Source organism: Mesorhizobium sp. B2-3-12 (assembly GCF_006442205.1).
Classification (GTDB): domain Bacteria; phylum Pseudomonadota; class Alphaproteobacteria; order Rhizobiales; family Rhizobiaceae; genus Mesorhizobium.
Genome location: NZ_VFVR01000003.1, coordinates 43,695 through 65,296, shown reverse-complemented (window position 1 = coordinate 65,296; position 21,602 = coordinate 43,695). Strand labels below are relative to the sequence as shown.

The window sequence follows — 21,602 nt, the reverse complement described above, 5'->3', positions numbered from 1 at the left end:
GGATCAGGCCGAGCTGAGAATGGTGGGCTCCGAGAACCGGAGCGGAGCGTACTTAAGTACGTGAGCTCGGTTCTACTGCGACGCAGTAGAATGGGAAAGCGCAGGAGACCGCCGTTCGCAAGCCGGCCTCATCCCAATTGACCCACCCTAGCCGCAGCCGATCATCTGGCGTGGCAGATAGCACGCCGTCGGCTCGGTCTTGGTTTCGAACAGCGACTGCTTAGGCCGGAAATAGAAGAAGCTCACCGGCTTGCTCTCGCGCACACTGCCGTCGGCGAAATGCGCGGCGATGCTGAAGCGGTGGATCGACGACATCGCCGACCACATTTTCAACCGCGCCGTATAGGCGCTGACGTTCTTGTTGCCGCGCACCGGCATGGCAATGGTGTAGTCATGCTTGCCGATCGGGAACTCGATGTTCTGGTAGCGCATGGCTTCCGGGCTACCGCCACCGCCGTCGCCGCATTCGGCCATCGATTCGGGAACCTCAAAGACCGCCATGGTCATCTGTGCGCGAAACGGCTCGCTCTGCTGATAGACATTGCCCTCATCGTCCGCCCAGGAATAGTCGAACTTGCCGATCGCGTTCAGCGTCATCGCCTGGTTGAAATTGCCGAGATAGTCGCCAACCTCGCCGAACTTGATCTTGTTGGTGAGCTGGCTGCGGCAGACAGCGAGACTGTCGACCGACGGACAGGGGAAACGCCCTGTTTCCAGGCTCGCCGTGTCGACGCCGGCCTCGTCGAGGACGCTCTTGATCGACACATCGACGCCGTCGCCGAAAGCACCGACATCCTTCGTGAACATGCGGCTCGGCTGGCCGGTCGGATTGCCCTCTTCGTCCACCGTGGTGAACTGGATCGACATCTTCATGTCCCTGGCGTCGCCCCAGCCACTGTTCATGACCGAGAAATCAGGCCGGAAGCCGACGCAGCCGAAATGCTCCGAAATGGAGAGCATCGGCTTGCGGTAGGCGTCGCTGGCCGCGACCTTCATCTCCAGCCTGTCGAGCTTGACCCTGGACTGGTCCGTCGTGCTCAGATCGACCTCGGCAAAGGCCGGCGTGTCCTCCCAATCCAGACCTTCATGGACATTGGTCGTATTGATCTGCCCGGTGCCGTTCCAGGCGTCGTTGTAGAGGTTGTCCTCGGGATAGATCGCGACGTCCTCGTCGCGCACCAGATGCTGGTATTTCATGTCGGCCTGCTGGGTCATGCGCTGGTCCACGATGACGCCGATCTCGACCTTGTCGGCATCGCCGCCGCCGGCCTGTGCCTTGAGCAGTCCGCCCACTTTGGCGTCGGCCAGAACGTCGGGCCGCGTGCCGCCGATTTCCTTGCCCATCATCCATTGGGATTCGTAGACCGTACCTCCAGCGAGCCGTGTGCGGCCCTTGCCGTTCTTTACGCCATCGACAAATGAGCCGGCAAAGATTTCGCCGGTCTTCGACAGCAACCTGCCCTCGCCGTTCGGGACACCCTTGACGAATTGTCCTTCATAGCGATTGCCCTCGGCATCGACATGGATGCCCTTTCCGTCGAGTTCTCCTTCGAGCCAGTGCCCATCGAAGAACTCGCCCGAGCGCAATTCGAGCCTGCCTTGCCCGTCGGGCCGGCCGTTTATGATGTCACCGAAATAGCTGGAATAGATGGTCTTGGGATCGTAGCTCGCCGAACCACGCACACGCCAGACCAGTCGGCCCTTGCCGTTGATCGTCTCATCCTGAGCGATCGTCCGGTCGGGCGACTGGCCCGCCGCCGGCTCCCAGGTGAAGTCGAGGCCCTTCTCCGGATGGAAATCCCACACCCGCACCGCCCTGCGCAGCACCGAGCGCGTGTCGCTCTGGTAGAGGATCTGCACGCGTTCCGCCCAGGCGCCGGGGATGGTGGCCGAATCGGCGAAAGCCGGTGAAAGCGTCGGCGTGGCCAGCATGAATGCGGCCGCGATACCAAGCACTGCCCTTGCCCGCGCCATGCTCCTCGCCCCCTTTGGATGCCCAACCCCTTGGGCCGATCAAGCGTAGTCGGGGCGCGGTCCGCGTGCAAGAGAAGCCGCACGGAGGGGTCGGCATGAAAAAGGCGGCGGGATTGATCCGCCGCCTTCCTGTAACTGCCGTTACGAGTATTACTTGTAAAGGCTGTTGATCCACTGGATGTTGGCGGCGTTCAGGCGCACCGCGGTGTTCGCGTCGGGGCTCTCCGCCACGTTGACGCCAGTGATGATGCGCTGCTTGGAGTTGTTGTCATAGGCATAGACCGAGCTGCCGCTCGACCCCGGGAACGTATCGCAGTCATACTGGAAATATTCCGGGGCGATGTTTTCGGCATGCACCTCGCAGCTTGCCTTCCACATCGTGCCCATCGGCTTGTCGCCGGGATAGCCGACGAGATTGGCGGTGAAGTCGCCGAGATCGTCATAGTTGGCGTAGCCCAGCCAGCCGAGATTGGTGCCGACATCCTGCTTCAGCGTGATGATGCCGAGATCCCATGGAATCACCGAACCGTAATAGCCCTGGTAGTTGTCGATGAAGCCCTGCAGCACATAGGCGCTTTCAAAGGTGAAGGCGCCGAACGGGGCGTCATCGGCGGTGCTGCCGTTGAGACCTGGCACGAACAGATAGTCCGCCAGCCAGTCCTTGTCCTCATGGCTATAGAGGCAATGCGCGGCGGTGAGCACCGTGCGCGGACCGATCAGCGTCGCCGAGCAGCTACCAAAGCTGCCGGTTTTCGGCGATTTGGCTTCGAGATAGCCGATGGCCGAGAACGGATAGGTCTTGGTGTTCTTGACCTGCACGCGATCGTCGGCGCCGAAAACCTGGCGACCGGCTTCGCCTTCGCCAAGATCAGGATCCTCGGTCTTGCGCTGGGTGCCTTCCGGCCCATCGGCCGGGGCGTTCAGTTGCTTGATGATCAGTTCCCGCAGCGCCTCGCTCGGCTCGATCTTGATCTCCTTGCCATCGGCGGACCGTCCGACGATGCCATAGGATTTGACAGCCGTCGCTTCGTCGGTGAGCGGCGCGGCGCGGCTGTCTTCATCGGTAAGTTTCGGTGTCGTGATCGGTTTTGCCCGCCCCGGCTTGAAGTCGCCCGAAGTCACGTCCCGCATGCTTTCCCCGTTGCCGGAACTGGCTGAGCCAGGATCGGCGAAAGCAGGAACCGCCCACATCGCCGTGGAAAGCAATGCGGATGCAATCATAGCGTATGTCAGTTTTGTCATGGTGAGACTCTCCCAAAAAGTCAGCAAGGACTGGATCAAAATACAGAAATATTGTCGAGATCGTGGTGGCGCCAAAAAATGAGCAAGCCTGGCGACGCGCCCACCCGGTCGTTGTTTACCATGGTCAATCTAAAGCCCCCACAAAAAGACCGGTCAGCGATATACTGCCTAAAATAATCCAACATTGGCAATGACAAATCGCTTCCACGTAGCCCGTGGGGGGCTATAGAGTTTTGCGCGGGTTCTACTCGCGGGCACGGTTAGCAAAAGTGGGATTCGGTTTTGTGACCGATCGCGCGCCGTTTCGATACGGCACGTGTGCGGGCTCGTCGAACCGGAACCTCCTTGCACAATGCCCGGCGTCGATCCGCGCGGGAGAATTGTCTCAGGAGGTTCAGGTGCACATCACAAATCGGTTCGGGCCAATCGTTGCCGCATCGCTGCTTGGCATCGCCGCTGCCGTCACTTCGATCGACACCGGGCGGGCGGACGAGGCCGCCGTCAGGCCGGAAGCGGCGGTCTCGCCGATGCAACGGGTGAACGAAGCCAGGGCCAAGGCAGCGGCTGAGAATCCCGACGGCGCCGATCGCGTCTATGGCGGCAACCAGGCCGAGAAGGGCGCCTATCCATTCCAGGTCGCGCTTCTCACCAGCAACCGGCTGGACGAGAACCCCGCCTCGCAGGCAAACGCGCAGTTTTGCGGCGGCAGCCTGATCGCGCCGCAATGGGTGCTGACCGCCGCGCACTGCCTCAACGACAAGGGCCGTCCGATCTCACCCGACACTGTGACCGTGCTGACCGGAGCCACGGATCTCAGCGAAGGCAAGCGCCACAAGGTGATCGAAGTGATCGTCAACGAGGGCTACAGCGAGCAGACGCTGGACAATGATCTCGGCCTGCTGAGGCTGGCCGAGCCGGCCGATGCGCCGACGATCAAGCTGACCCATGAGGCGACGCCCGAGGCCGGCAAGACCACGGTCACCGGCTGGGGCAAGATGCAGGACGGCACTTTCCCGACCACGCTGATGGTCGCCGATCTCGACCTTCAGCCGAACAGCGCCTGCAACAGCGGCATCAAGGCCATCTACGCGCATGACCTCAAAGCCGCGCTCGGCGACCTGTCGCACCGCATGCGCTATTCGGAAAAGGGCATCGATGCCGCCGCCAACGCGATCGCCGCCGACATGACCGACCCGCTGACATCAAACATGATCTGCGCTGGTACCACGAGCGGCGTACGCGATGCCTGTAATGGTGACAGCGGCGGCCCGCTGTTCATGACCGGCAGCGACGGTCCGGTCCAGCTCGGTGTCGTCTCCTGGGGTGAAGGGCCGGCCGACGGCAGTGCCGCCTGCGGCCATAAGGACGCCTATGGCATCTATACGCGGCTGGCCAACTACACCGGCTGGATCGATGAGAAGATGAAGACCAAGGCTCCAGCTCCGGAAAAGCCGAAGCCGGGCCTGGGCACGGCCATGAAGCCAAAAACGCCCTGAAGCCAAAGTCACCTCGGATAAGGAAACGGCGGGAATGCTCCCGCCGTTTCGGTTTGCAGGCTTCTGGGCCGCGCTATTTTCTCGGCGGGCCTTTGCGCTCGGCGGAGGCCGCCCACAGATTGATGTCGGACTCGCGCGCGTAAGTGTCGATCTCAGCGAGTTCGGCGTCGCTGAAATCGAGCACCTTCAGCGCCCCGACGCAGTCTTCCACCTGTTCGGGCCGGCTGGCGCCGATCAGCGCCGACGTCACCTTGCCCTTGCGCAGCACCCAGGCCAGCGCCATCTGCGCCAGCGTCTGGCCGCGCTTGGCCGCGATCGCGTCGAGCGCCTTGATGTTGGCGATGGTGCGGTCGTTGATGAAAGCCGTCTTCAGCGACTTGCCTTGCGAGGCTCGGCTGCCATCGGGAATGCCACCGAGATATTTATCGGTCAGCATGCCTTGCGCCAGCGGCGAGAACACGATCGAGCCGACGCCGAGCCCTTCGAGCGTGTCAAGCAGCCCGTCCTCCTCGACCCAGCGGTTCAGCATCGAATAGCTTGGCTGGTGGATGACGCAGGGCGTGCCGAGTTGCCTTAATATGTCGGCGGCCTCGCGGGTGCGCTGCGAATTGTAGGACGAGATGCCGGCATAGAGCGCCTTGCCCGAACGCACGGCATGGTCGAGCGCGCCCATGGTTTCTTCGAGCGGCGTGTCGGGATCGAAGCGATGCGAATAGAAGATGTCGACATAGTCGATCCCCATCCGTTTCAGGCTCTGGTCGAGGCTGGCCAGCATGTATTTGCGCCCGCCCCATTCACCGTAGGGGCCCGCCCACATCTCGTAGCCGGCCTTGGTCGAGATGATCAGTTCGTCGCGATATCTTGCAAAATCGGTGCGCAGGATCTCGCCGAAAGCGGTCTCGGCCGAGCCGGGCGGCGGGCCATAATTGTTGGCGAGGTCGAAATGGGTGATGCCGAGGTCGAAAGCCTTGCGGGCGATCGCCTGCTTGGTCCGATGCGGCGTGTCGTCGCCGAAATTGTGCCACAGCCCGAGCGAGATCGCCGGCAGCTTCAGGCCGGACCGTCCGCAACGGTTGTAGATCATTTTCTCATAGCGGTTTTCAGCGGCAATATAGGGCATGGGAGATCCTCGAACCTGAACGGAAGGGGCACCGTCATCGCAGCCGCGACGAGCGTACCCGTTCCCATCCTTACCCTCTCCCCGGGGGAACGGGGAGAGGCTAGGAGGAAATTATCGATAATCCACGCGCCTACTTTTTCTTGGCCAGCAGTTCCTTGGCCTGCTTGACGCCAAGCGCGGCAGGCCGCTCGCACGTCGTCTGCATGGCGACGTACTTCCCGGTCTCGCCGGAGCGCAGGATGCCTGTCATGACATCGACCGCATGCAGCGCCAGTTCCATGGAACAGCGGTGCGGCCGCCCTTCGGTGATCGCCAGCGCCATGTCGGCGAGGCCTGCTGTGCGGTAGTTGGCCATCATGCCCTGGCCGTGCATTTCGTTCGGGACGCCAAGCGGGTGCTTCCATTTCGGCAGCTTCTTGACGGGCTTGCCCTCTTCGGTGAAGCGCACGTCGCCGCCGAAAAAGTTCGGATCCGGCACGAACACCGTTCCGGCCTCGCCATAGAGCTCCATCGGCGCATGGCCGTGAGCCCACACATCCCAGCTCGTGTTGAGCGTCACCACGGCGCCGTTCTCGAATTCGAGCAGGCCATGGATGGTGGTCGGCGTGTTGACCGGGATCTTTTCTCCCGCGCGCGGTTTGGAGCTGATGGTCCGCTCCTTGGCCGGCGTCGTTGCAAATGCCGCCACCTGCTTCACCGGCCCGATCAGCTGGATCAGGTTGGTGATGTAGTACGGCCCGATGTCGAGGACCGGCCCCGCGCCCGGCTGGAAGAAGAAATCCGGATTTGGGTGCCAATGCTCCATGCCGTGGCCCATGACATGGCAGGTGCCGCTGGTGATCCTGCCGAGCTTTCCCTCGTCGATCAGTTCGCGCACCAGCTGGTGCGCGCCGCCGAGGAACGTGTCCGGTGCCGAGCCGATGCGCAGCCCCTTCTTCTCGGCCCGCGCCTTGAGGTCCTGGCCTTCCTTGAGCGACAGCACGAACGGCTTTTCGGAATAGACGTGCTTGCCGGCGTCGAGCACCTGCTTCGACACTTCGTAGTGCACGGCCGGAATGGTCAAATTGACGATGATGTCGATATCGTCGGCCTTGAGCAGATCCTCGACGGTCTCGGCGCGCAGCTTGAACTCCTTCGCCCGCGCCTTGGCCGCGTCCATGTTGAGGTCGGCGCAGGCGCGCATCTCGATGCCGCGAAACAGCGGCGCCAGCGAGAAATACGCCTTCGAGATGTTGCCGCAGCCGATGACGCCAATACCCAGTTTTTTTGCCATTGTGGTTGTTCCTAGTAGCTCTTGACGGTTGCGATCGAGCGGCGGGCGAAGCGCTCGATATCGTTGGGATTGTCCTGTTCCATGACAAAGTATTTTGCAGCGCTCTTGGCACGCAACACCTTGATCAGGCCGGCCCAGTCTATCGTGCCGTGGCCGACATCCGACCAGCCATCCTCATCCAGCCCCTCGCCGGGCTTCGCCATGTCCTTGACATGCACGGCACTGATGCGCTGGCCCTGCTTTTCGATCCAGGGCAACGGATCGGCGCCGCCGCGCACGACCCAGGCAACGTCCATTTCCCAGCCGATATTGGGGGCGGACGACAGGATATGATCCTGCGGCACCGAGCCGTCGGCGAGTGCCTTGAACTCGAAATCATGATTGTGCCAGGCAAAGCCATAGCCTGCCTTCGAGGCCACCTCGCCGACCTTGGCCAGGCGTTCGCCGAAGCCGCGCCAGCCGGCGATGTCGGATGGCCTGTCCTCCGCCATCAGATAGGGGCAGATCAAGAGCTTGACGCCGAGCGTTTCGGCGATCCTGCGCACGCCATCGAAATCATTCTCCAGCGCATCGATGGAAAAATGGCCGGTCGGCATGGCCAGGCCGTTCTTGTCGAGTTCGGCGCGGAAGGCCTTGGGATCGTCATAGACGCCGCCAAAACCTTCGACCTCGGCGTAGCCAAGCTTGCCGAGCATCTCGAGCACGCCGGTCCACGGCAAGAAATTGCGGGCGCTGTAAAGTTGGAATGACCAGTTCATCGTCTCTGTCCGTTCTGCTTGGGGATTCTTTGGGAGGATGGTTTTCTCGGGAGCTACATGCGGTTGCCGGATGGGGTGTCGAACAGCGAGGCGCGTGCGGGATCGAAGCCGATCCGGATCGGTTCGCCGTTGCGCAGCGTCTTTTCCGCCTCGACGCGGAAGGAAAAATTGCGGCCGCCGAGCTTCGTCCAAACCAGCGTATCTGAGCCCATCGGCTCGACGATCTCGACGGCGGCATCGGCGGCAAAGGGCATTGCGTTCGCGGCCTCGCCAAAGGCAACGTGCTCGGGCCGGATCCCGAACACGCAAGGCCCGCCCTTGTTGCCGGCGCCGTCGAAGCCGTAGCGATCGAGCGGTACGGTCAAATCCCCGGTCTTGAACACCGCCGTCGCGCCAGCTTCCAGCTGCCCCTCGACGAAGTTCATCGCGGGCGAACCGAGGAACCCCGCGACGAACCGGTTGACCGGACGGTTGTAGATGGTCTGCGGCGCGTCGAGTTGCTGGATGACGCCACCCTTCATCACCGCGATGCGGTCTGCCAGCGTCATCGCCTCGATCTGGTCATGGGTGACGTAGATCATCGTGTTCTGCAGCTTGCGGTGCAGAAGCTTGATCTCGACGCGCAGTTCCGAACGCAGCTTGGCATCGAGGTTGGAAAGCGGTTCGTCGAACAGGAAGACATCGACATCGCGCACCAGTGCCCGCCCGATCGCCACGCGCTGGCGCTGGCCGCCGGAGAGTGCGGCCGGCTTGCGCTGCAAAAGCGGCTCGATCTGCAGGATCTCGGCGGCACGCGCGATGCGCCTGGCGATCTCGTCCTTGGCGATGCCGGCGACGCGCAGCCCGAAGGACAGGTTCTTCTCCACCGTCATCTGCGGATAGAGCGCATAGGACTGGAAGACCATGCCGATGCCGCGGTCCTTGGGCTCTTCCCAGGTGACGTTCTTGCCCTTGATGAAGATGCGGCCTTCCGAAATGTCGAGCAGGCCGGCGATGCAGTTGAGCAGGGTCGACTTGCCGCAGCCGGAAGGTCCGAGCAGCACGATGAACTCGCCTTCGGCCACATCGAGGTTGAGCGTCTGCAGCACCGAGACCGCGCCGAAGTTCAGCGACAGGTCCTGGATCGAAACGCTGGTGCCGTTCGCCGCCATCGCCATCACCCTTTCACCGCGCCGGCGGCGATGCCGCGCACGAACAATTTGCCGGAAATGAAATAGACGATCAGCGGTACCAGCCCGGTCAGGATGGTGGCGGCCATGTTGACATTGTATTCCTTCACGCCTTGCACCGAGTTCACGATGTTGTTGAGCTGCACCGTCATCGGATAGGTGTCTGGGCGGGTGTAGACGACGCCGAACAGGAAGTCGTTCCAGATGCCGGTCACCTGCAGGATGATGGCGACGACGAAGATCGGCAGCGACATCGGCAGCATGATGCGCAGGTAGATGCCCCAGAAGCCGGCGCCATCGACGCGCGCCGCCCGGAATAGCTCCTCCGGCATGGAGGTGAAATAATTGCGAAACAGAAGCGTCAGGATCGGCATGCCGAAAATGGAATGCACGATCACCAGGCCGGTAAGGCTGCCATAGAGGCCGATCTCGCGCAGGATGATGACGATCGGATAGATCATCACCTGGTAGGGAATGAAGGCGCCGACGATCAGGATGACGAAGAATGTGTCGGCGCCCTTGAAGCGCCAGTTGGCCAGCGCGTAGCCGTTCACCGAGGCGATGGCGATCGACAGGATCACCGAGGGAACGGTGATGCGCACCGAGTTCCAGAAACCGCGCGACAGCCCGTCGCAATTGAGGCCGGTGCAGGCCTGCGACCACGCTTTGACCCAGGGCTCGAAGGTGATCTCCATCGGCGGCGAGAAGATGTTGCCGAGGCGGATCTCCGGCATGCCCTTGAGCGAGGTGACGACCATCACATAGAGCGGCAGGAGGTAGTAGAGCGCGACCACGACAAGCGTACCGTAGAGGAAAATATTACGGCGCGAAAACATGTGTCGCGGCTTCGGTCCGCTCGGTCCGGAGGCATCGGCGCGGATGGCGGCGTGGGAAGCAGCCAGGGAGACAGCATGATCAGACACGCTTGCGGCCTCCGAATTCGAGATAGGCCCACGGCACGATGACGATCATCACCGACAACAGCATCATGGTCGAGGCGGCAAAGCCCTGGCCGAGATTCTGGGCGAAGAACATGTAGTCGTAGACATATTTGGCCGGCACTTCGGAGGCGATGCCGGGACCGCCGCTGGTCTGCGCCACGACCAGGTCGTAGACCTTGACGATGCCGGACGCGATGATCACCAGCGTGGTGATGAAAACCGGCCGCATCATCGGGATGATGATGAACAGATAGGTCTTCCACATGGGAATCCCGTCGACCCGCGCGGCCTTCCAGATATCCTCGTCGATGCCGCGCAGGCCCGCCAGCATCAGGCACATGATCAGCCCGGTGCCTTGCCAAAGCGCGGCGATCGATATGCCGTAGATGACGATGCTGGAATTGTAGAGCGGATTGAAGTCGAAGCTGGTCCAGCCGAGGCTTCGTACCACGCCCTGGACGCCGAAATCCGGATTGAGCAGCCACTGCCAGACAAGGCCAGTGACGATGAAGGACAGCGCGAAGGGGTAAAGGAAGATGGTGCGGAACGTGTCCTCGAAACGGATCTTCTGGTCGAGCAGGGCTGCCAGCAGAAACCCGATCACCAGCGAGAACACCAGTGAGATCACGCCATAGATCAAGAGGTTTTCAATCGAGATCAGCCAGCGCGGTGTCGCCCACAGCCGGTAATACTGGTCGAGCCCGACGAAATTCAGCCGCGGCAGCAGCTTCGAATTGGTGAAGGAATAAAGCACCGTCCACGCGGTGCCGCCGACAAAGACCACCATTGCGGTGAGGATCATCGGGATCGAAGCGACCTTCGCATTGAGATTGCGGAAGAGTTGGCTCGGGCGTTCGCTCTTGCTCATCGGTACAGCCGTGCTGGATCGGATAAGGGCGGAAAGTCAGCGCGCCTGGGCTCCCGGCCCTGTCTGGCAAGGTCGGGAGCGAGGCGGCTCGTCGGTCGTCAGTCAGCCGAAGCGATGATGTCGGCGAAGCGCTTCTGCGCATCTTCGAGGCTCATGTCGGGCTTGGCGAAGAATTCCGAGAAAAGATCCTCCTTCTGCTTCTGGCTGTCCTGCGAGAGCAGCTGATCCGTCCATGGGATGACCGCGCCCTTGGCCAGGATGGCGAGGCCCTTCTTCATGCAGTCATTGGCGGCGTTGAGGTCGACGTCGCCGCGCACCGGCAGCGAACCCTTCTTGAGGTTGAAGGCGACCTGGGTCTTGGGATCGAGCAGCGTTTCGGCCAGCACTTCCTGCGCCTTGGCCTTGTCGGCGTCCTTGAGCAGCGGGAAGTAGAAGGCGTCGCCGCCCGTGGCGATGACCTCGTTCAGGCCAAGGCCGGGAAGGCAGGTGTAATCCTTGCCGGCGGTCTTGCCGGCGACCTGGAACTCGCCCTGCGCCCAGTCGCCCATGATCTGGCCGCCGGCCTTGCCGGTGATGACCATGTTGGTGGCCTGGTTCCAGTCCTGGACGTTGGTGTTCTTGGCCATCTTGCGCGCATCGTCGGCCGCCTTGAAGACCTTGGCGACTTCGGGGCCGGCTGCGAACTTGGCGTCCTTGTCCTTGTAGACCTTGAGGAAGGTGTCCGTTCCGCCGACCGCGGCAAGCAGCACGTCGAAGGCGCCCGATGCCTGCCAGGCCTGCCCACCGACCGCGAGCGGCACGATGCCTGCCTTCTCCAGCGCCGGAGCGGCGGCCACATATTCATTCCAGTTCTTCGGCACCGGAACCCCGGCTTTCTCGAAGGCCGCGTTCGACAGCCACAGCCACTGCCAGGAATGGATGTTGACCGGTACGCAATAGATCTTCCCGTCGATCGTGCAGGAGTCGAGCAGGCTCTTGGGCCGCACCACTTCCGTCCACTTGCCCTTGGTGGCGACATCGGTGAGGTCGCGCATCAGGCCGGCCTGCACCAGCTCCTCCGCCTGCCGGCCATGATTGAACTGGGTGGCCCCCATCGGATCGCCGCCGGTGATGCGGCTGATCATGATCGGCCGCGCCGTGCCGCCGGATCCGGCGATGGCGCCGTCGACCCAGTGATTGCCTGTGGCGTCGAATGCCTTGGCGAGTTCGGCGACCGCCGCCGCCTCGCCGCCGGAGGTCCACCAATGGGTGACTTCCAGATCGGTCGCGGCCGCCGGTCCGGCGACGTTGAGCGCAACCGTCGCTGCAAAGGCAGAGGTCAGGAATTTGTATCGCATTTCGGCTTCCTCCCAGAAATCTGAAACGTTACAGATTTTCGATACGGCAATTGCAGGGATGGCGCAACCCCGAGCATGCGGGCGGTCTTACATTTTTTCGAGTCGCGAACAAATTCTGGAGCGAATCGGCCGTGCTGCGCTGCAACATGCAGTCATTGCGGCGCAAAATCACCACGAGAGGCAGTTTGCCACGAATTCCAAAGGAATTTGCCCGCCAGAAGTCCGCTGTCCTACCCATCGCCCGGCAGGCGACATTGGCAATCTGTAACGTTTCAGTATATTGGAACGACGCCGGGCTCGAAATCACGCCTTGTTGCGGATTGCGGCGATTGCCGACCCGGCCTGTGGCTGCTATGCGCCTGACGGGCGGGACGAATGGACAGACAGCGGACGGAAAAGAACGAGGACGCGTCGGCGCGAGAGCGGCCGACGTTGAAGACGCTTGCCTTCATGACCGGGCTCGGCGTCACCACCGTGTCGCGCGCGCTGAAGGACGCGCCGGAAATCGGCGCCGAGACCAGGCGCCGCGTCCAGCTCGTCGCCAAGCAGATCGGCTACCGGCCCAATCGCGCCGGTGTGCGCCTGAGAACCGGCAAGACCAATGTCATCAGCCTCGTGCTCAACACCGAGCAGGAGATCATGAGCTTCGTCTCCGACATCATCTATGGCGTGACGGAAGTCATCGCCGACACGCCTTACCACCTGATCGTCACGCCTTACTCGCGCTCGCAGGATCCGCTGGATCCGGTTCGTTATCTCGTCGAAACAGGCTCGGCCGACGGCGTCATCATTTCCCGCACGCAACCGAACGATCCCCGCGCCCGCTACATGCTGGAGCGCGGCATACCCTTCGCCACGCATGGCCGCACGGATATGGGGCTGGTTCATCCCTATCATGATTTCGACAACTACGCCTTCGCGGCCGAGGCGGTACGCCATCTCGCCGGCATGGGCCGCCGACGGCTGGCTTTGGTGACGCCGCCGGTCGGTTTGAGCTACTACCGTCACACGGTCGACGGCTTTGCCGACGCGCTGAGCGAAGCCGGCGCCAGCGAGGTGCCATTCAACATCGTCTCGATCGACCACTCGATGGAGCAGATCAGGACGAGGACCGCGCAGCTGATGCGGCGCGACATCAGGCCGGACGGCATCATCAGCAGCGCCGCGGCCGCGACGCTCGCCATCGTCGCCGGTATCGAGGATGCCGGCCTCAAGCTCGGCCACGATGTCGACGTGGTGTCGAAACAGTCGTCGGACCTTTTGCATCTGTTCCGGCATGAATTGCTGGTCGTCAACGAAGACTTCCGGCTGGCCGGCTCCGAGCTCGCCCGCTCGGTGCTCGGCTGGATAGGCGGCGCTGCGCCCGGCTCTCTGCAGAGCCTGAGCGAGCCGAAGGGGGTTGTGGCCTATCGGGGCTCCGACTGAGCGTCTGTCTGGATCGACGCCCGCAAATCCGCGTGCGTTGCGTGAAACAATGAACCGTTCTGGCCGGCCGCGCCGCGTTTCACATGGAGTTCGAAGCCTGCTGCTCCTGGACCCTCCAGTTCGGCACGAAGCCGCATGCTCGGGATCAGGTAGTCGCCACCATTCTGCCGCCGGTAGGGAATCGGTGCGGTGGTGGCCAGTGTCCGCATCCGTTCGCGCAGGCGTTCGGCGATGGGCCCGAAGCCAGCTTCATCGAGACGGTCCACGCTGTAGATCACGAACGGCGGAAGCACGTCGTAGCCCGGATAATAGAGGATTCCGTGGTTGATCGGGAACAGCAGGTCGTCGATCGGCCCGTTGACCCCACGCGCGGAATAATGATCTTCCCAGCCGCCGGCCGTCACGATCAGCATTGCTCGCTTGCCGGCGAGAGTGCCCTCGCCGTACCGGTCACCCCATCGCTTGTCGCTGTGTTCGCCGACACCATAGGCGAAGCCGTAGGCAAAGACCCGATCGACCCAGCCCTTCAGGATCGCCGGCATGGCGAACCACCACAGCGGAAACTGCAGGATCAGCGCATCGGCCCAAAGCAGCTTCTCGATCTCGGTCTTGACGTCTTCAGTCAGCGCATTGGACTCGTATGCTTGTTTGGAGGCCGCCACCGGCACCAGCCGCGCTTCTGACGAAAGAGCGGGAAAATCAGCACGGTCGACCTCCGATTTCCAGCCGTCGGCATAAAGGTCGGACACCCGCACCTCGTGGCCTTGAGCCTGGAGTTCCTTGACGGCAACGTCACGGAGCGCGCCGTTGAGCGAGCGCGGTTCGGGATGGGCAAAGACAAGCAGGACTTTCATGATTCATCGATCTCCGTTGGAAACGTGGACCCTGAGATAGCCAATGGCGGAATCATCCGCTACATATGGGGAATGCATAATATACTGCCGATTAGTGGATAAATCAGCTGTCACGCTGGAGCGCATGCGCACCTTCGTTCGCGTTGCTGAACGAGGCAGCCTGTCGGCGGTCGCGCGTGACCTCGGGATCGGCCAATCGACGGTCACGCGCCATTTGAGGGAACTGGAGGAAGCCGTCGGCGTGGCCTTGCTCAGCAGGACCACCCGGCGTGTCGCCATGACCGACGAGGGCAGCCGCTACTATGCCGACAGCGTGCAAATTCTGCGCCTTGTCGAACAGGCGAGCGACGAGGTTCGCGGCACGCGAGGAGCGCCGGCCGGCACGATCCGGCTCTCCTGCACCGCGGCCATCGGGGTGCTGCATGTCAGCCGGCTGATCTTCGCGTTTCAGGATCGCTACCGCGATATCGGCGTCGATCTCAGCCTCACCGACGAGCGCATCGACCTTGTCACGGAAGGCGTCGACCTCGCGCTTCGTCTCGGCCCGCTCACCGACAGTTCCATGAAGTTGCGGTCGCTCGGCCAGTCGCGGCGGCTGCTCGTCGCGGCGCCGGGCTATCTGGCTGAGCGAGGCAGGCCCGCGGATCCCCGGGACCTGGCTGGTCACGAGGGCGTCCGCATGTCAAACGTTACCGGCAGCGACACCCTTGTCCTGCAAGGACCGAACGGCGAGCGCCATGTGGTGCCGTTTGCCGGACGCCTTCGGGTCGACCACGGACTTGCCGCACGCGAAGCCTTGCTCGCAGGGCGCGGCATTGCGCCCGCCCATCAATGGCTTGTCGGCGATCTCCTGGCGTCCGGCCGGCTCGAGGCAATCCTGCCGGATTATGCGCTGCCGTCGGTTCCGCTCAGCATGCTGATCGTACCCGAGCGGGCGGCCATCGCCCGGGTCCGGCTGCTGGTCGATTTTCTCGCTCAGCAGATCGGCGGCATCCCCGGGATCGAGTAGCCGCATGTCGAGCGTTAAGTTTCTTTAGGCGGAGCCGGCAAGGAATGCCGGCTGCTTGATGAGCATGATCTAACCCGCCGCGCCGCTGCCCCAAGGGCCGTGAAAGGCACCCTGCTCGCCGATGCGCTCGAAACCATGCGCGCCGAAGAAGTCGCGCTGCGCCTGGATCAGGTTCGAAGTGCCGCGCCCCTGGCGGTAGCTGTCGAAATAGGCAAGCGCCGAAGACAGCGCCGGCACCGGCGCACCGGCTTCGGAAGCCCTTGCCACGATGCGCCGCAGCGACGGATGCGCCTCCTGCATCAAGCTGATGAAAGCCGGCGCCATCAGCAGGTTGGTCGAGGCGCCACCACTGCTGAAGGCCTCGGCCATCGTGTCGAGCATTTGCGAGCGGATGATGCAGCCGGCGCGCCAAATCTTGGCGATGGTCGGCATCGGCAGGTTCCAGTTGAACTCCTTCGAGGCGCCGGCCATCACGGCAAAGCCCTGCGCGTAAGCAGCGATCTTGCCGGCGAACAGCGCCAGTTCGAGATCATGCAACAGCGCGTCCTTGTCGCCGGAAATCTTCGTCACGCCGCTATTGCCATAGGCCTTTTCAGCCGCCTGCCTTTCGTCCTTGATCGACGACAGCACGCGCGCCGCCACCGCCGCCTCGATCGCGGTCGCCGGAATGCCGAGCTGCTGCGCCTCGATGACGGACCATTTGCCGGTGCCCTTCTGGCCGGCGCGATCGAGGATGATATCGACCACCGGCTTGCCGGTCTTCGGATCGTCGGCGGCCAGTACCTTGGCGGTGATCTCGATCAAATAGGAATTGAGCCGGCCCTTGTTCCAGTTTTCAAAGACCGTGCCGATATCCTTCGGCCCCATGCCCAGGCCATCGCGCAGGATGCCGTAAATCTCGGCGATCATCTGCATGTCGGCATATTCGATGCCGTTGTGGATGGTCTTGACGAAATGGCCGGCGCCATCGGTGCCGAGCCAGGCCGCGCAGGGCTCGTCCTTGAATTTGGCGGAGATGGCGGTCAGCACCTTCTCGACACGCTTCCAGCTATCTTCCGTGCCGCCGACCATGATCGAAGGTCCATGGCGCGCGCCCTCCTCGCCACCGGACACGCCCATGCCGATAAAGGTGAGGCCAGAGCCGGACAGTTCGGAGAAGCGCCGCATTGTATCGCGGAAATTGGCATTGCCGGCATCGACGACGATGTCGTTGGCCGACAGCACGCCGCGCAGCGCTTCGATCTGCTCGTCCACCGGCTTGCCGGCCAGCACCATGATGATGATCGGGCGCGGCGGCCGGATCGCGGCGGCAAGCTCTTCCAGGCTGTAACAGGGGACGACCATATCCCTGAGTGCACCGGCATTCTCGACGAAAGCGTCGGTGCGTGCCCTCGTGCGGTTGAAGACGGCGATGCGGTGCCCGTGCTCGGCGATGTTCAGCGCCAGGTTGGAGCCCATCGTGCCAAGGCCGATCAGGCCGATTTCGGCTTTTTCCATCGTTTCTTCCCTGTTTCCGGATCTGGTGTTTTCGAGCTCGCGCTCTTCGTTGGCTGGATGCCGGTTATTGCGCGGATGATTGACGGGCCTTCAGGCCCGCGTCAACCGCCTCGCCCAATTGTGTTGCCGGGACCATTACGGCCTGATGTCGATCGGCGCCTCGATCTTCACCATCTCGAACTCCGAGACCAATATGTCTACGCGCACCGTCCAGCGGCCCGAAACCGGGATGATGAGATTGTCGACACGCCAGCTGCCGTCGCCGGGCTTGGTCGCCGCGCGCCTCAGCGGCTCGATGCCGGAATCGGGCTTCGACAGCACCAGCGTCACTTCCTTGGCGTCGAGCGGCCCGAAATCGCCGGTCATGATGATCATCGAGGCGACGACCGGCCCGGCATGGCCAGGCGTGATGCTGAGATCGGCCATCGCCTGCAGCGCGTGGATGTGGACCGAAACCGGCTGCGCCGCAGCGATCGCCAACGCCCGTGGCGGCGGCGTGAAGCGCCAGCCGGCGGCGACCCCGAAGATCGCCAGCACGATCAGCACTTCGACGCCGACCGAGCGCGTGAGCCTGCGTTGCACCTCGGTCGCGCCCGCCTCGGCCGAAGCGGTGAGCTTCCAGCGATTGACGGCGGCCAGCGTGAACAGGAAGACCAGCAGCGCGAGCTTGACCAGCAGCAGCCGGCCATAGGCAGTGTCGACCAGCGCCGAGGGCGTCCGCACCTGGATCACGGCCAACACGATGCCCGCCGCGGCAAGCAAGGCGACCACGGGCAGGATCGCTGAGGAGAAGCGGCGCAGGAATTCAACGGCGTCGGCCGCTTGACGCTTCAGCGCGAGGCCGAGCGGCACCAACGCGCCGGCCCAGAAAGCGATGCCGACGCCATGCACGAAAACCAGCGGCCGTGTCAGCCATTGCGGCTCGGCGGCACTGGCGTGGCCGCTCGCGGCGAGTGCCGCGCCCACACCGGCCAACCCGGCAAGGGCAAGCGGCCTGGCAGCCGCGCGCGGCGCGGCCAGCGACAGCAGGCCAAGCCCCAGCGCGATCAGGGCGAGCAACACCGTCCAGCCGAAGCTGGTGCCGAGCGCGGTGCGCCAGACAACCGGCTGCGCCAGGTGGGAGAGCGGCGCGCCGAGCGCATCCAGTCCCTGGAAGCCCAGCGACAGCGGCGCAGCCAACAGCCCGCACAGGATCGTCCCGGCAACAAAGCGCTGACCGGCGCGACCACCGCCGGCCAGCCAGGCAATAGCGAAGGCGCCGCCGGCACCGAGGAAAAGACCCGCGTAGAGAAGGACTTTCCCAATCCAGATCGCCGACCGCAGCGGCCAGTCGATGGCTTCGGAGACCGCCGGCGGCTCGCTTGGAGCACCGATGGAAAACAAGAGCGAGCCGCCGACCGGATGGCCGTCGGCGGAAATGACGCGCCAGCTCAGCACATGAGTGCCCGATTTGAGCGCCTGCGGATTGTCGATCTCCAGCGTCTGGTCGGTGAGCCGGAAGGATGTCAGCGCGACCGGCGTGCCGTCGGGTGTCACCAGCGTCAGCACCAGCGGCGAGACTGGCTCGCTGAAGGTCAGCGAGAACCGCGCCGGCGCCTGCGCCAGCACCGCCCCGTCGGCCGGGTCGGTCTTGATCAGCGCCGCATGGGCAAAGGCCTGGCCTGTCGCGGCCATCATGATGAACGTGATGATCATCGCGAAGAGCCCAGCAACCCAATTGAAGCGTTTGCGGGTCGTCGCCGTCCTTTGCAATGGGAATATCGCGTTCATGCTGTCGCCATGGAATTGGCGGCGCGCCTTTGCCGACAGGGCGCGCCGCCGGAAAATCATTTCTTCGGCGTAAGCTTGATGCCGGGCGCCGGGGTCTCCAGTGCGTCCTCGTCCTGTCCGGTCGCCGGAATCTCGATCCAGCGTTCGGTAGCGCCATCGCATTCCTGCACCACGGGGAAATAGAGCTTCTGGCCGACAGGCAGATCCGCCGTGAGCATCGCGCGGAAGACGAACTCGTCGTAGAATTCATCCGGCAGATTGCCGCCGCTCCAGTCGACTTCCTTGACCCCATCGGCAACCGGCTGGCCGTAGAGCTGGTACGACTTCTCGTATTTGCCCTTCTTGGTCCGCAGCGTCCAGCCGGGCTTCGGCATCGGCTTCACCGCGATCACCCCTTCAGGAATCTGCACGCGCACGGCGGTCGTCGCCTTGCCGTCGCAACCATGCGGCACGCGCAGCACAGCCTTGTAGGTCGAGCCGACCGCAGCCTCCTGAGTCTCGAGCGTGATGTGCGCGAAGGCGGCATTCGTCCCCAGCACGAGAAACGCGCCGGCCGCCAAAAGAAACTTGTTCATGATGGTCCCTCTAATGTCAAAATTGGTGGATCGGCTTGATCAATTGGCGTGGTCGTCCATGCCGCCCATTTCGCCCATGCCTTCGACGGCGAATTCCACGCTGACGGTGCCGGCTTTCTCGAAGGTCAGCGTGGCGGCGAATTTTTCGCCCTGCTTGGGTTGCCGCTTCAGGCCGATGAACATCAGGTGATAGCCACCGGGCGCGAGCGCGACCTTGCCGCCAGCCGGGATTTCCAAGCCACCGTCCACTGGCCGCATGGTCATGACGCCGTCCTTGACCCCCATTTGATGCAGCTCGGCCTTGTCGGAGACATCGGAGGAGATCGACAACAGCCGGTCCGCGGCGCTGCCCTTGTTGAGGATGGTGAAATAGCCGCCGGCCACCTTGGCGCCGGCAGGCGTGGCGCGAGACCAGGGATGTTCGATTTCGAGATCGCCGACCTTGAATTCATGCGCCAGCACGGCCTGGGCACCGACGAACACCAGGGCAAAGGCCAGGGCGACAATGCCGAGACGCGCCTGGAAACGAGGCAGGGTGCGGTCGAACAGAGTGCCCGCCGCTATGAGGAAAGAATGGGACATGGTTGCTCCATGACGTGATGATCGCGCCGTCGCCGGTCGCGAATGGTTTGATCCTGGATGAGTACGCTCGCGAACGGTTCCGCAAGCAAGCTGGCTCAAGCCGCCAGCGGCGGCGCGCGCGGGTTCGACGGCGAGCGTTCGCGGGCGAAGTCGAGATGGGTGGTCGCCGGGAAGACGAAGGCGACGGTCTCGAAGGAAAGGGATGCAAGTGCAAGCCCGGCATCGGGCGGCGGCGCATAGGCCGGCGAAAACATGCTGCAGCCGAGTGTGCAGCAGGCCGGCAGATGGGATGGATGCTGGTCGCCGCCGGGGAGCTGGGTGGCGCCGTCGTGGGTGCAGATGACGTTGCCGAAGGCGTCGAACTGCGCGGCACTCGGCCCGGAGCCGAAGGCGAACGCACCAAGTGTCGACTGGAGCAACAGCAGATAGGCCGCGACAAGCGCGACCGGTATGCTCCACCGTCTCCCGTTCTTGTTCAAATGACTTGCCCGATCAAACCATCTGTTTCTTCAAACAATCGATGACGATACCTAGCACGGCCGGGAAAGGTCGAAAATCGCCAATTCGATGCTGCGGCAACACGGCAGGATCAGCTCTTTTGGGATGGCCGACTTTCCGGGATGGAGGTGAGCAATGTCTGGCGCGCCGACTTCAGATGCTTGCGGCAGGCGGCATCGACCTTGCCGAGGTCGCGCGACTTGAGAGCCTCGATATAGGCAAGATGCTCGCCGATCGCGACTTCGTTGCGCTCGCGCTCCTGCGCCTTGTTCCACTGATAGTGGTAGTGGAAGATCATGGCGATGACGTCGTAGAAATCGACGATGAAGCGATTGTGCGAGGCGCGATGGATCAACCGGTGCAAGCGTTCGTCCAACTCCGAGAACGCGTTGAAACGCGTCGCGATCTCGCGCTGCAGGACACGATGCTCCTCTTCCAGGCGGTCCAGATCGCCCCAGACCGGGCTGTCCGGCGGCAGCGCGGCGAAGGCAGCGGCCGAGCGCAATTCGAACATCTCGCGGATCTCGGTCAGTTCCAGCGCGAAGGCCCGCGTAAAGCCCTTCAGCACCCAATGGCTGTTGCGGCGTTTTTCGATCAGGCCGAAGCGGGAGAAGCGGATCAGGAACTCGCGCACGCTGGTCGTGCCGACGCCGATCTCGCGCGCCAGTTCGAGCTCGTTGATCTGCATGCCGGCCTCGGCGCCGCCGGCCAGCAGCCTGCGCATGAACGAGCGCTCGATGATCTCGGCCAGCGTGTCGGTCTCTTCCTCGGGGAAGAAATCGTCGGGACGCGGGTCGCGCAGCACCGTCTTGGCGCGCTTGTTCCAGGCGATCAGCCCGGTTTCCTCCATGCGCGCCAGGATGCTGCGCACGGTGGTGCGGCTGACGCCGAGCAAGGCGCCAAGCTCCGGCTCCGACGGCAGGCTGCGTGTCTCGTCGAGCAGCCTGAGGCAGCGGTTATAGGCGTCCTTGTAGACGTTGTTGCTCTTCGACATCCCCTGACCCATTCATGCCGGCGCTTGCGGCGGCCGGCTTGAAGCGCAATATGACGTTCCCACGACCCTGAAAAGCGGGAAACGCTTTAACTGGGTCCGGTTCATGTCCCGAGCGCTACCACTTACCCAGGTGGAACCGCGGCGAAAAAACAATTGACGCAAAACTGTTTTTTCACGATAAAAGACATTAACTCTTAACAAGCGCGTGTCAATCCGCGCA

20 protein-coding genes are annotated in these 21,602 nt (G+C 63.1%); 4 read left to right on the top strand and 16 right to left on the bottom strand.

Annotated elements, in window-relative coordinates; translation table 11 throughout:
* Nucleotides 1–147 precede the first annotated feature (147 nt).
* Both FJ948_RS10610 and FJ948_RS10605 read right to left on the bottom strand, forming a co-directional pair.
* Complete coding sequence (locus FJ948_RS10610) at nt 148–1,974, bottom strand: hypothetical protein (RefSeq protein ID WP_140704096.1); 1,827 nt, start codon at nt 1,972–1,974, stop codon at nt 148–150.
* A gap of 150 nt (nt 1,975–2,124) precedes the next feature.
* Nucleotides 2,125–3,105 carry a serine protease gene (locus tag FJ948_RS10605; RefSeq protein WP_224541952.1) on the bottom strand — a complete coding sequence of 327 codons (981 nt, stop codon included), beginning with the start codon at nt 3,103–3,105 and terminating at the stop codon, nt 2,125–2,127.
* Between FJ948_RS10605 and FJ948_RS30550 the strand changes: the two genes are divergently transcribed.
* Together FJ948_RS30550 and FJ948_RS10600 are read left to right on the top strand one after the other, a co-directional pair.
* Nucleotides 3,104–3,298, top strand: coding sequence for a hypothetical protein (locus FJ948_RS30550; protein ID WP_224694378.1), 195 nt, complete (start codon nt 3,104–3,106; stop codon nt 3,296–3,298). The genes FJ948_RS10605 and FJ948_RS30550 overlap by 2 nt on opposite strands.
* 316 nt (nt 3,299–3,614) lie before the next feature.
* Nucleotides 3,615–4,712, top strand: coding sequence for a trypsin-like serine protease (locus FJ948_RS10600; RefSeq protein WP_140704092.1), 1,098 nt, complete (start codon nt 3,615–3,617; stop codon nt 4,710–4,712).
* Between the two features lie 73 nt (nt 4,713–4,785).
* On the opposite strand, the gene mgrA is transcribed toward FJ948_RS10600, so the two are convergent.
* From mgrA to FJ948_RS10565, 7 genes are all read right to left on the bottom strand, one after another.
* Nucleotides 4,786–5,832: an L-glyceraldehyde 3-phosphate reductase gene (gene mgrA / locus FJ948_RS10595; protein WP_140704090.1), complete on the bottom strand. Its 1,047-nt coding sequence runs from the start codon at nt 5,830–5,832 to the stop codon at nt 4,786–4,788.
* Nucleotides 5,833–5,962: 130 nt separating this feature from the next.
* Nucleotides 5,963–7,105, bottom strand: a complete 1,143-nt coding sequence (locus FJ948_RS10590) for a Gfo/Idh/MocA family oxidoreductase (protein ID WP_140704088.1) — start codon at nt 7,103–7,105, stop codon at nt 5,963–5,965.
* 11 nt (nt 7,106–7,116) lie between these two features.
* The gene (locus FJ948_RS10585; protein WP_140704086.1) at nt 7,117–7,863 is read right to left on the bottom strand and encodes a sugar phosphate isomerase/epimerase; all 747 of its coding nucleotides are present in this window, start codon (nt 7,861–7,863) and stop codon (nt 7,117–7,119) included.
* Nucleotides 7,864–7,916: 53 nt separating this feature from the next.
* Nucleotides 7,917–9,014, bottom strand: coding sequence for an ABC transporter ATP-binding protein (locus FJ948_RS10580; protein ID WP_140705007.1), 1,098 nt, complete (start codon nt 9,012–9,014; stop codon nt 7,917–7,919).
* Nucleotides 9,015–9,019: 5 nt separating this feature from the next.
* Entirely contained in the window at nt 9,020–9,913 is an 894-nt protein-coding gene (locus tag FJ948_RS10575; protein ID WP_246677510.1) for a carbohydrate ABC transporter permease, read from the bottom strand.
* Nucleotides 9,914–9,947: 34 nt separating this feature from the next.
* A complete protein-coding gene (locus tag FJ948_RS10570) occupies nt 9,948–10,841 on the bottom strand; it encodes a sugar ABC transporter permease (RefSeq protein ID WP_015315676.1) in 894 nt (297 codons plus the stop codon).
* Between the two features lie 98 nt (nt 10,842–10,939).
* A complete protein-coding gene (locus FJ948_RS10565) occupies nt 10,940–12,178 on the bottom strand; it encodes an ABC transporter substrate-binding protein (RefSeq protein ID WP_140704082.1) in 1,239 nt (412 codons plus the stop codon).
* A gap of 375 nt (nt 12,179–12,553) precedes the next feature.
* Here FJ948_RS10565 and FJ948_RS10560 point away from each other — a divergent pair, with 375 nt between their 5' ends.
* On the top strand, nt 12,554–13,603 hold the full coding sequence (locus tag FJ948_RS10560) for a LacI family transcriptional regulator (RefSeq protein ID WP_140704080.1): 1,050 nt from the start codon (nt 12,554–12,556) through the stop codon (nt 13,601–13,603).
* Here the strand turns inward: FJ948_RS10560 and FJ948_RS10555 are convergent.
* A complete protein-coding gene (locus FJ948_RS10555; protein ID WP_140704078.1) occupies nt 13,585–14,457 on the bottom strand; it encodes an NAD(P)H-dependent oxidoreductase in 873 nt (290 codons plus the stop codon). The genes FJ948_RS10560 and FJ948_RS10555 overlap by 19 nt on opposite strands.
* A gap of 94 nt (nt 14,458–14,551) precedes the next feature.
* Between FJ948_RS10555 and FJ948_RS10550 the strand changes: the two genes are divergently transcribed.
* On the top strand, nt 14,552–15,466 hold the full coding sequence (locus FJ948_RS10550; RefSeq protein WP_140705005.1) for a LysR family transcriptional regulator: 915 nt from the start codon (nt 14,552–14,554) through the stop codon (nt 15,464–15,466).
* Between the two features lie 69 nt (nt 15,467–15,535).
* Here the strand turns inward: FJ948_RS10550 and gndA are convergent, their stop codons facing one another.
* The 6 genes from gndA to FJ948_RS10520 all read right to left on the bottom strand — a co-directional run bounded on the left by gndA (nt 15,536) and on the right by FJ948_RS10520 (nt 21,382).
* Nucleotides 15,536–16,963 (bottom strand): NADP-dependent phosphogluconate dehydrogenase, encoded by a 1,428-nt coding sequence (gene gndA, locus FJ948_RS10545; protein ID WP_140704076.1) that lies wholly within the window; start codon nt 16,961–16,963, stop codon nt 15,536–15,538.
* 135 nt (nt 16,964–17,098) lie between these two features.
* Nucleotides 17,099–18,733: a copper resistance CopC/CopD family protein gene (locus FJ948_RS10540; protein WP_140704074.1), complete on the bottom strand. Its 1,635-nt coding sequence runs from the start codon at nt 18,731–18,733 to the stop codon at nt 17,099–17,101.
* Nucleotides 18,734–18,789: 56 nt separating this feature from the next.
* Nucleotides 18,790–19,308, bottom strand: a complete 519-nt coding sequence (locus FJ948_RS10535; protein WP_140704072.1) for a YcnI family protein — start codon at nt 19,306–19,308, stop codon at nt 18,790–18,792.
* A 39-nt stretch (nt 19,309–19,347) separates the two neighbouring features.
* Nucleotides 19,348–19,890, bottom strand: a complete 543-nt coding sequence (locus tag FJ948_RS10530; RefSeq protein ID WP_140704070.1) for a copper chaperone PCu(A)C — start codon at nt 19,888–19,890, stop codon at nt 19,348–19,350.
* 95 nt (nt 19,891–19,985) lie between these two features.
* Nucleotides 19,986–20,342, bottom strand: coding sequence for a DUF2946 family protein (locus tag FJ948_RS10525; RefSeq protein WP_140705003.1), 357 nt, complete (start codon nt 20,340–20,342; stop codon nt 19,986–19,988).
* A gap of 137 nt (nt 20,343–20,479) precedes the next feature.
* On the bottom strand, nt 20,480–21,382 hold the full coding sequence (locus FJ948_RS10520; protein WP_140704069.1) for a GntR family transcriptional regulator: 903 nt from the start codon (nt 21,380–21,382) through the stop codon (nt 20,480–20,482).
* Nucleotides 21,383–21,602 lie beyond the last annotated feature (220 nt).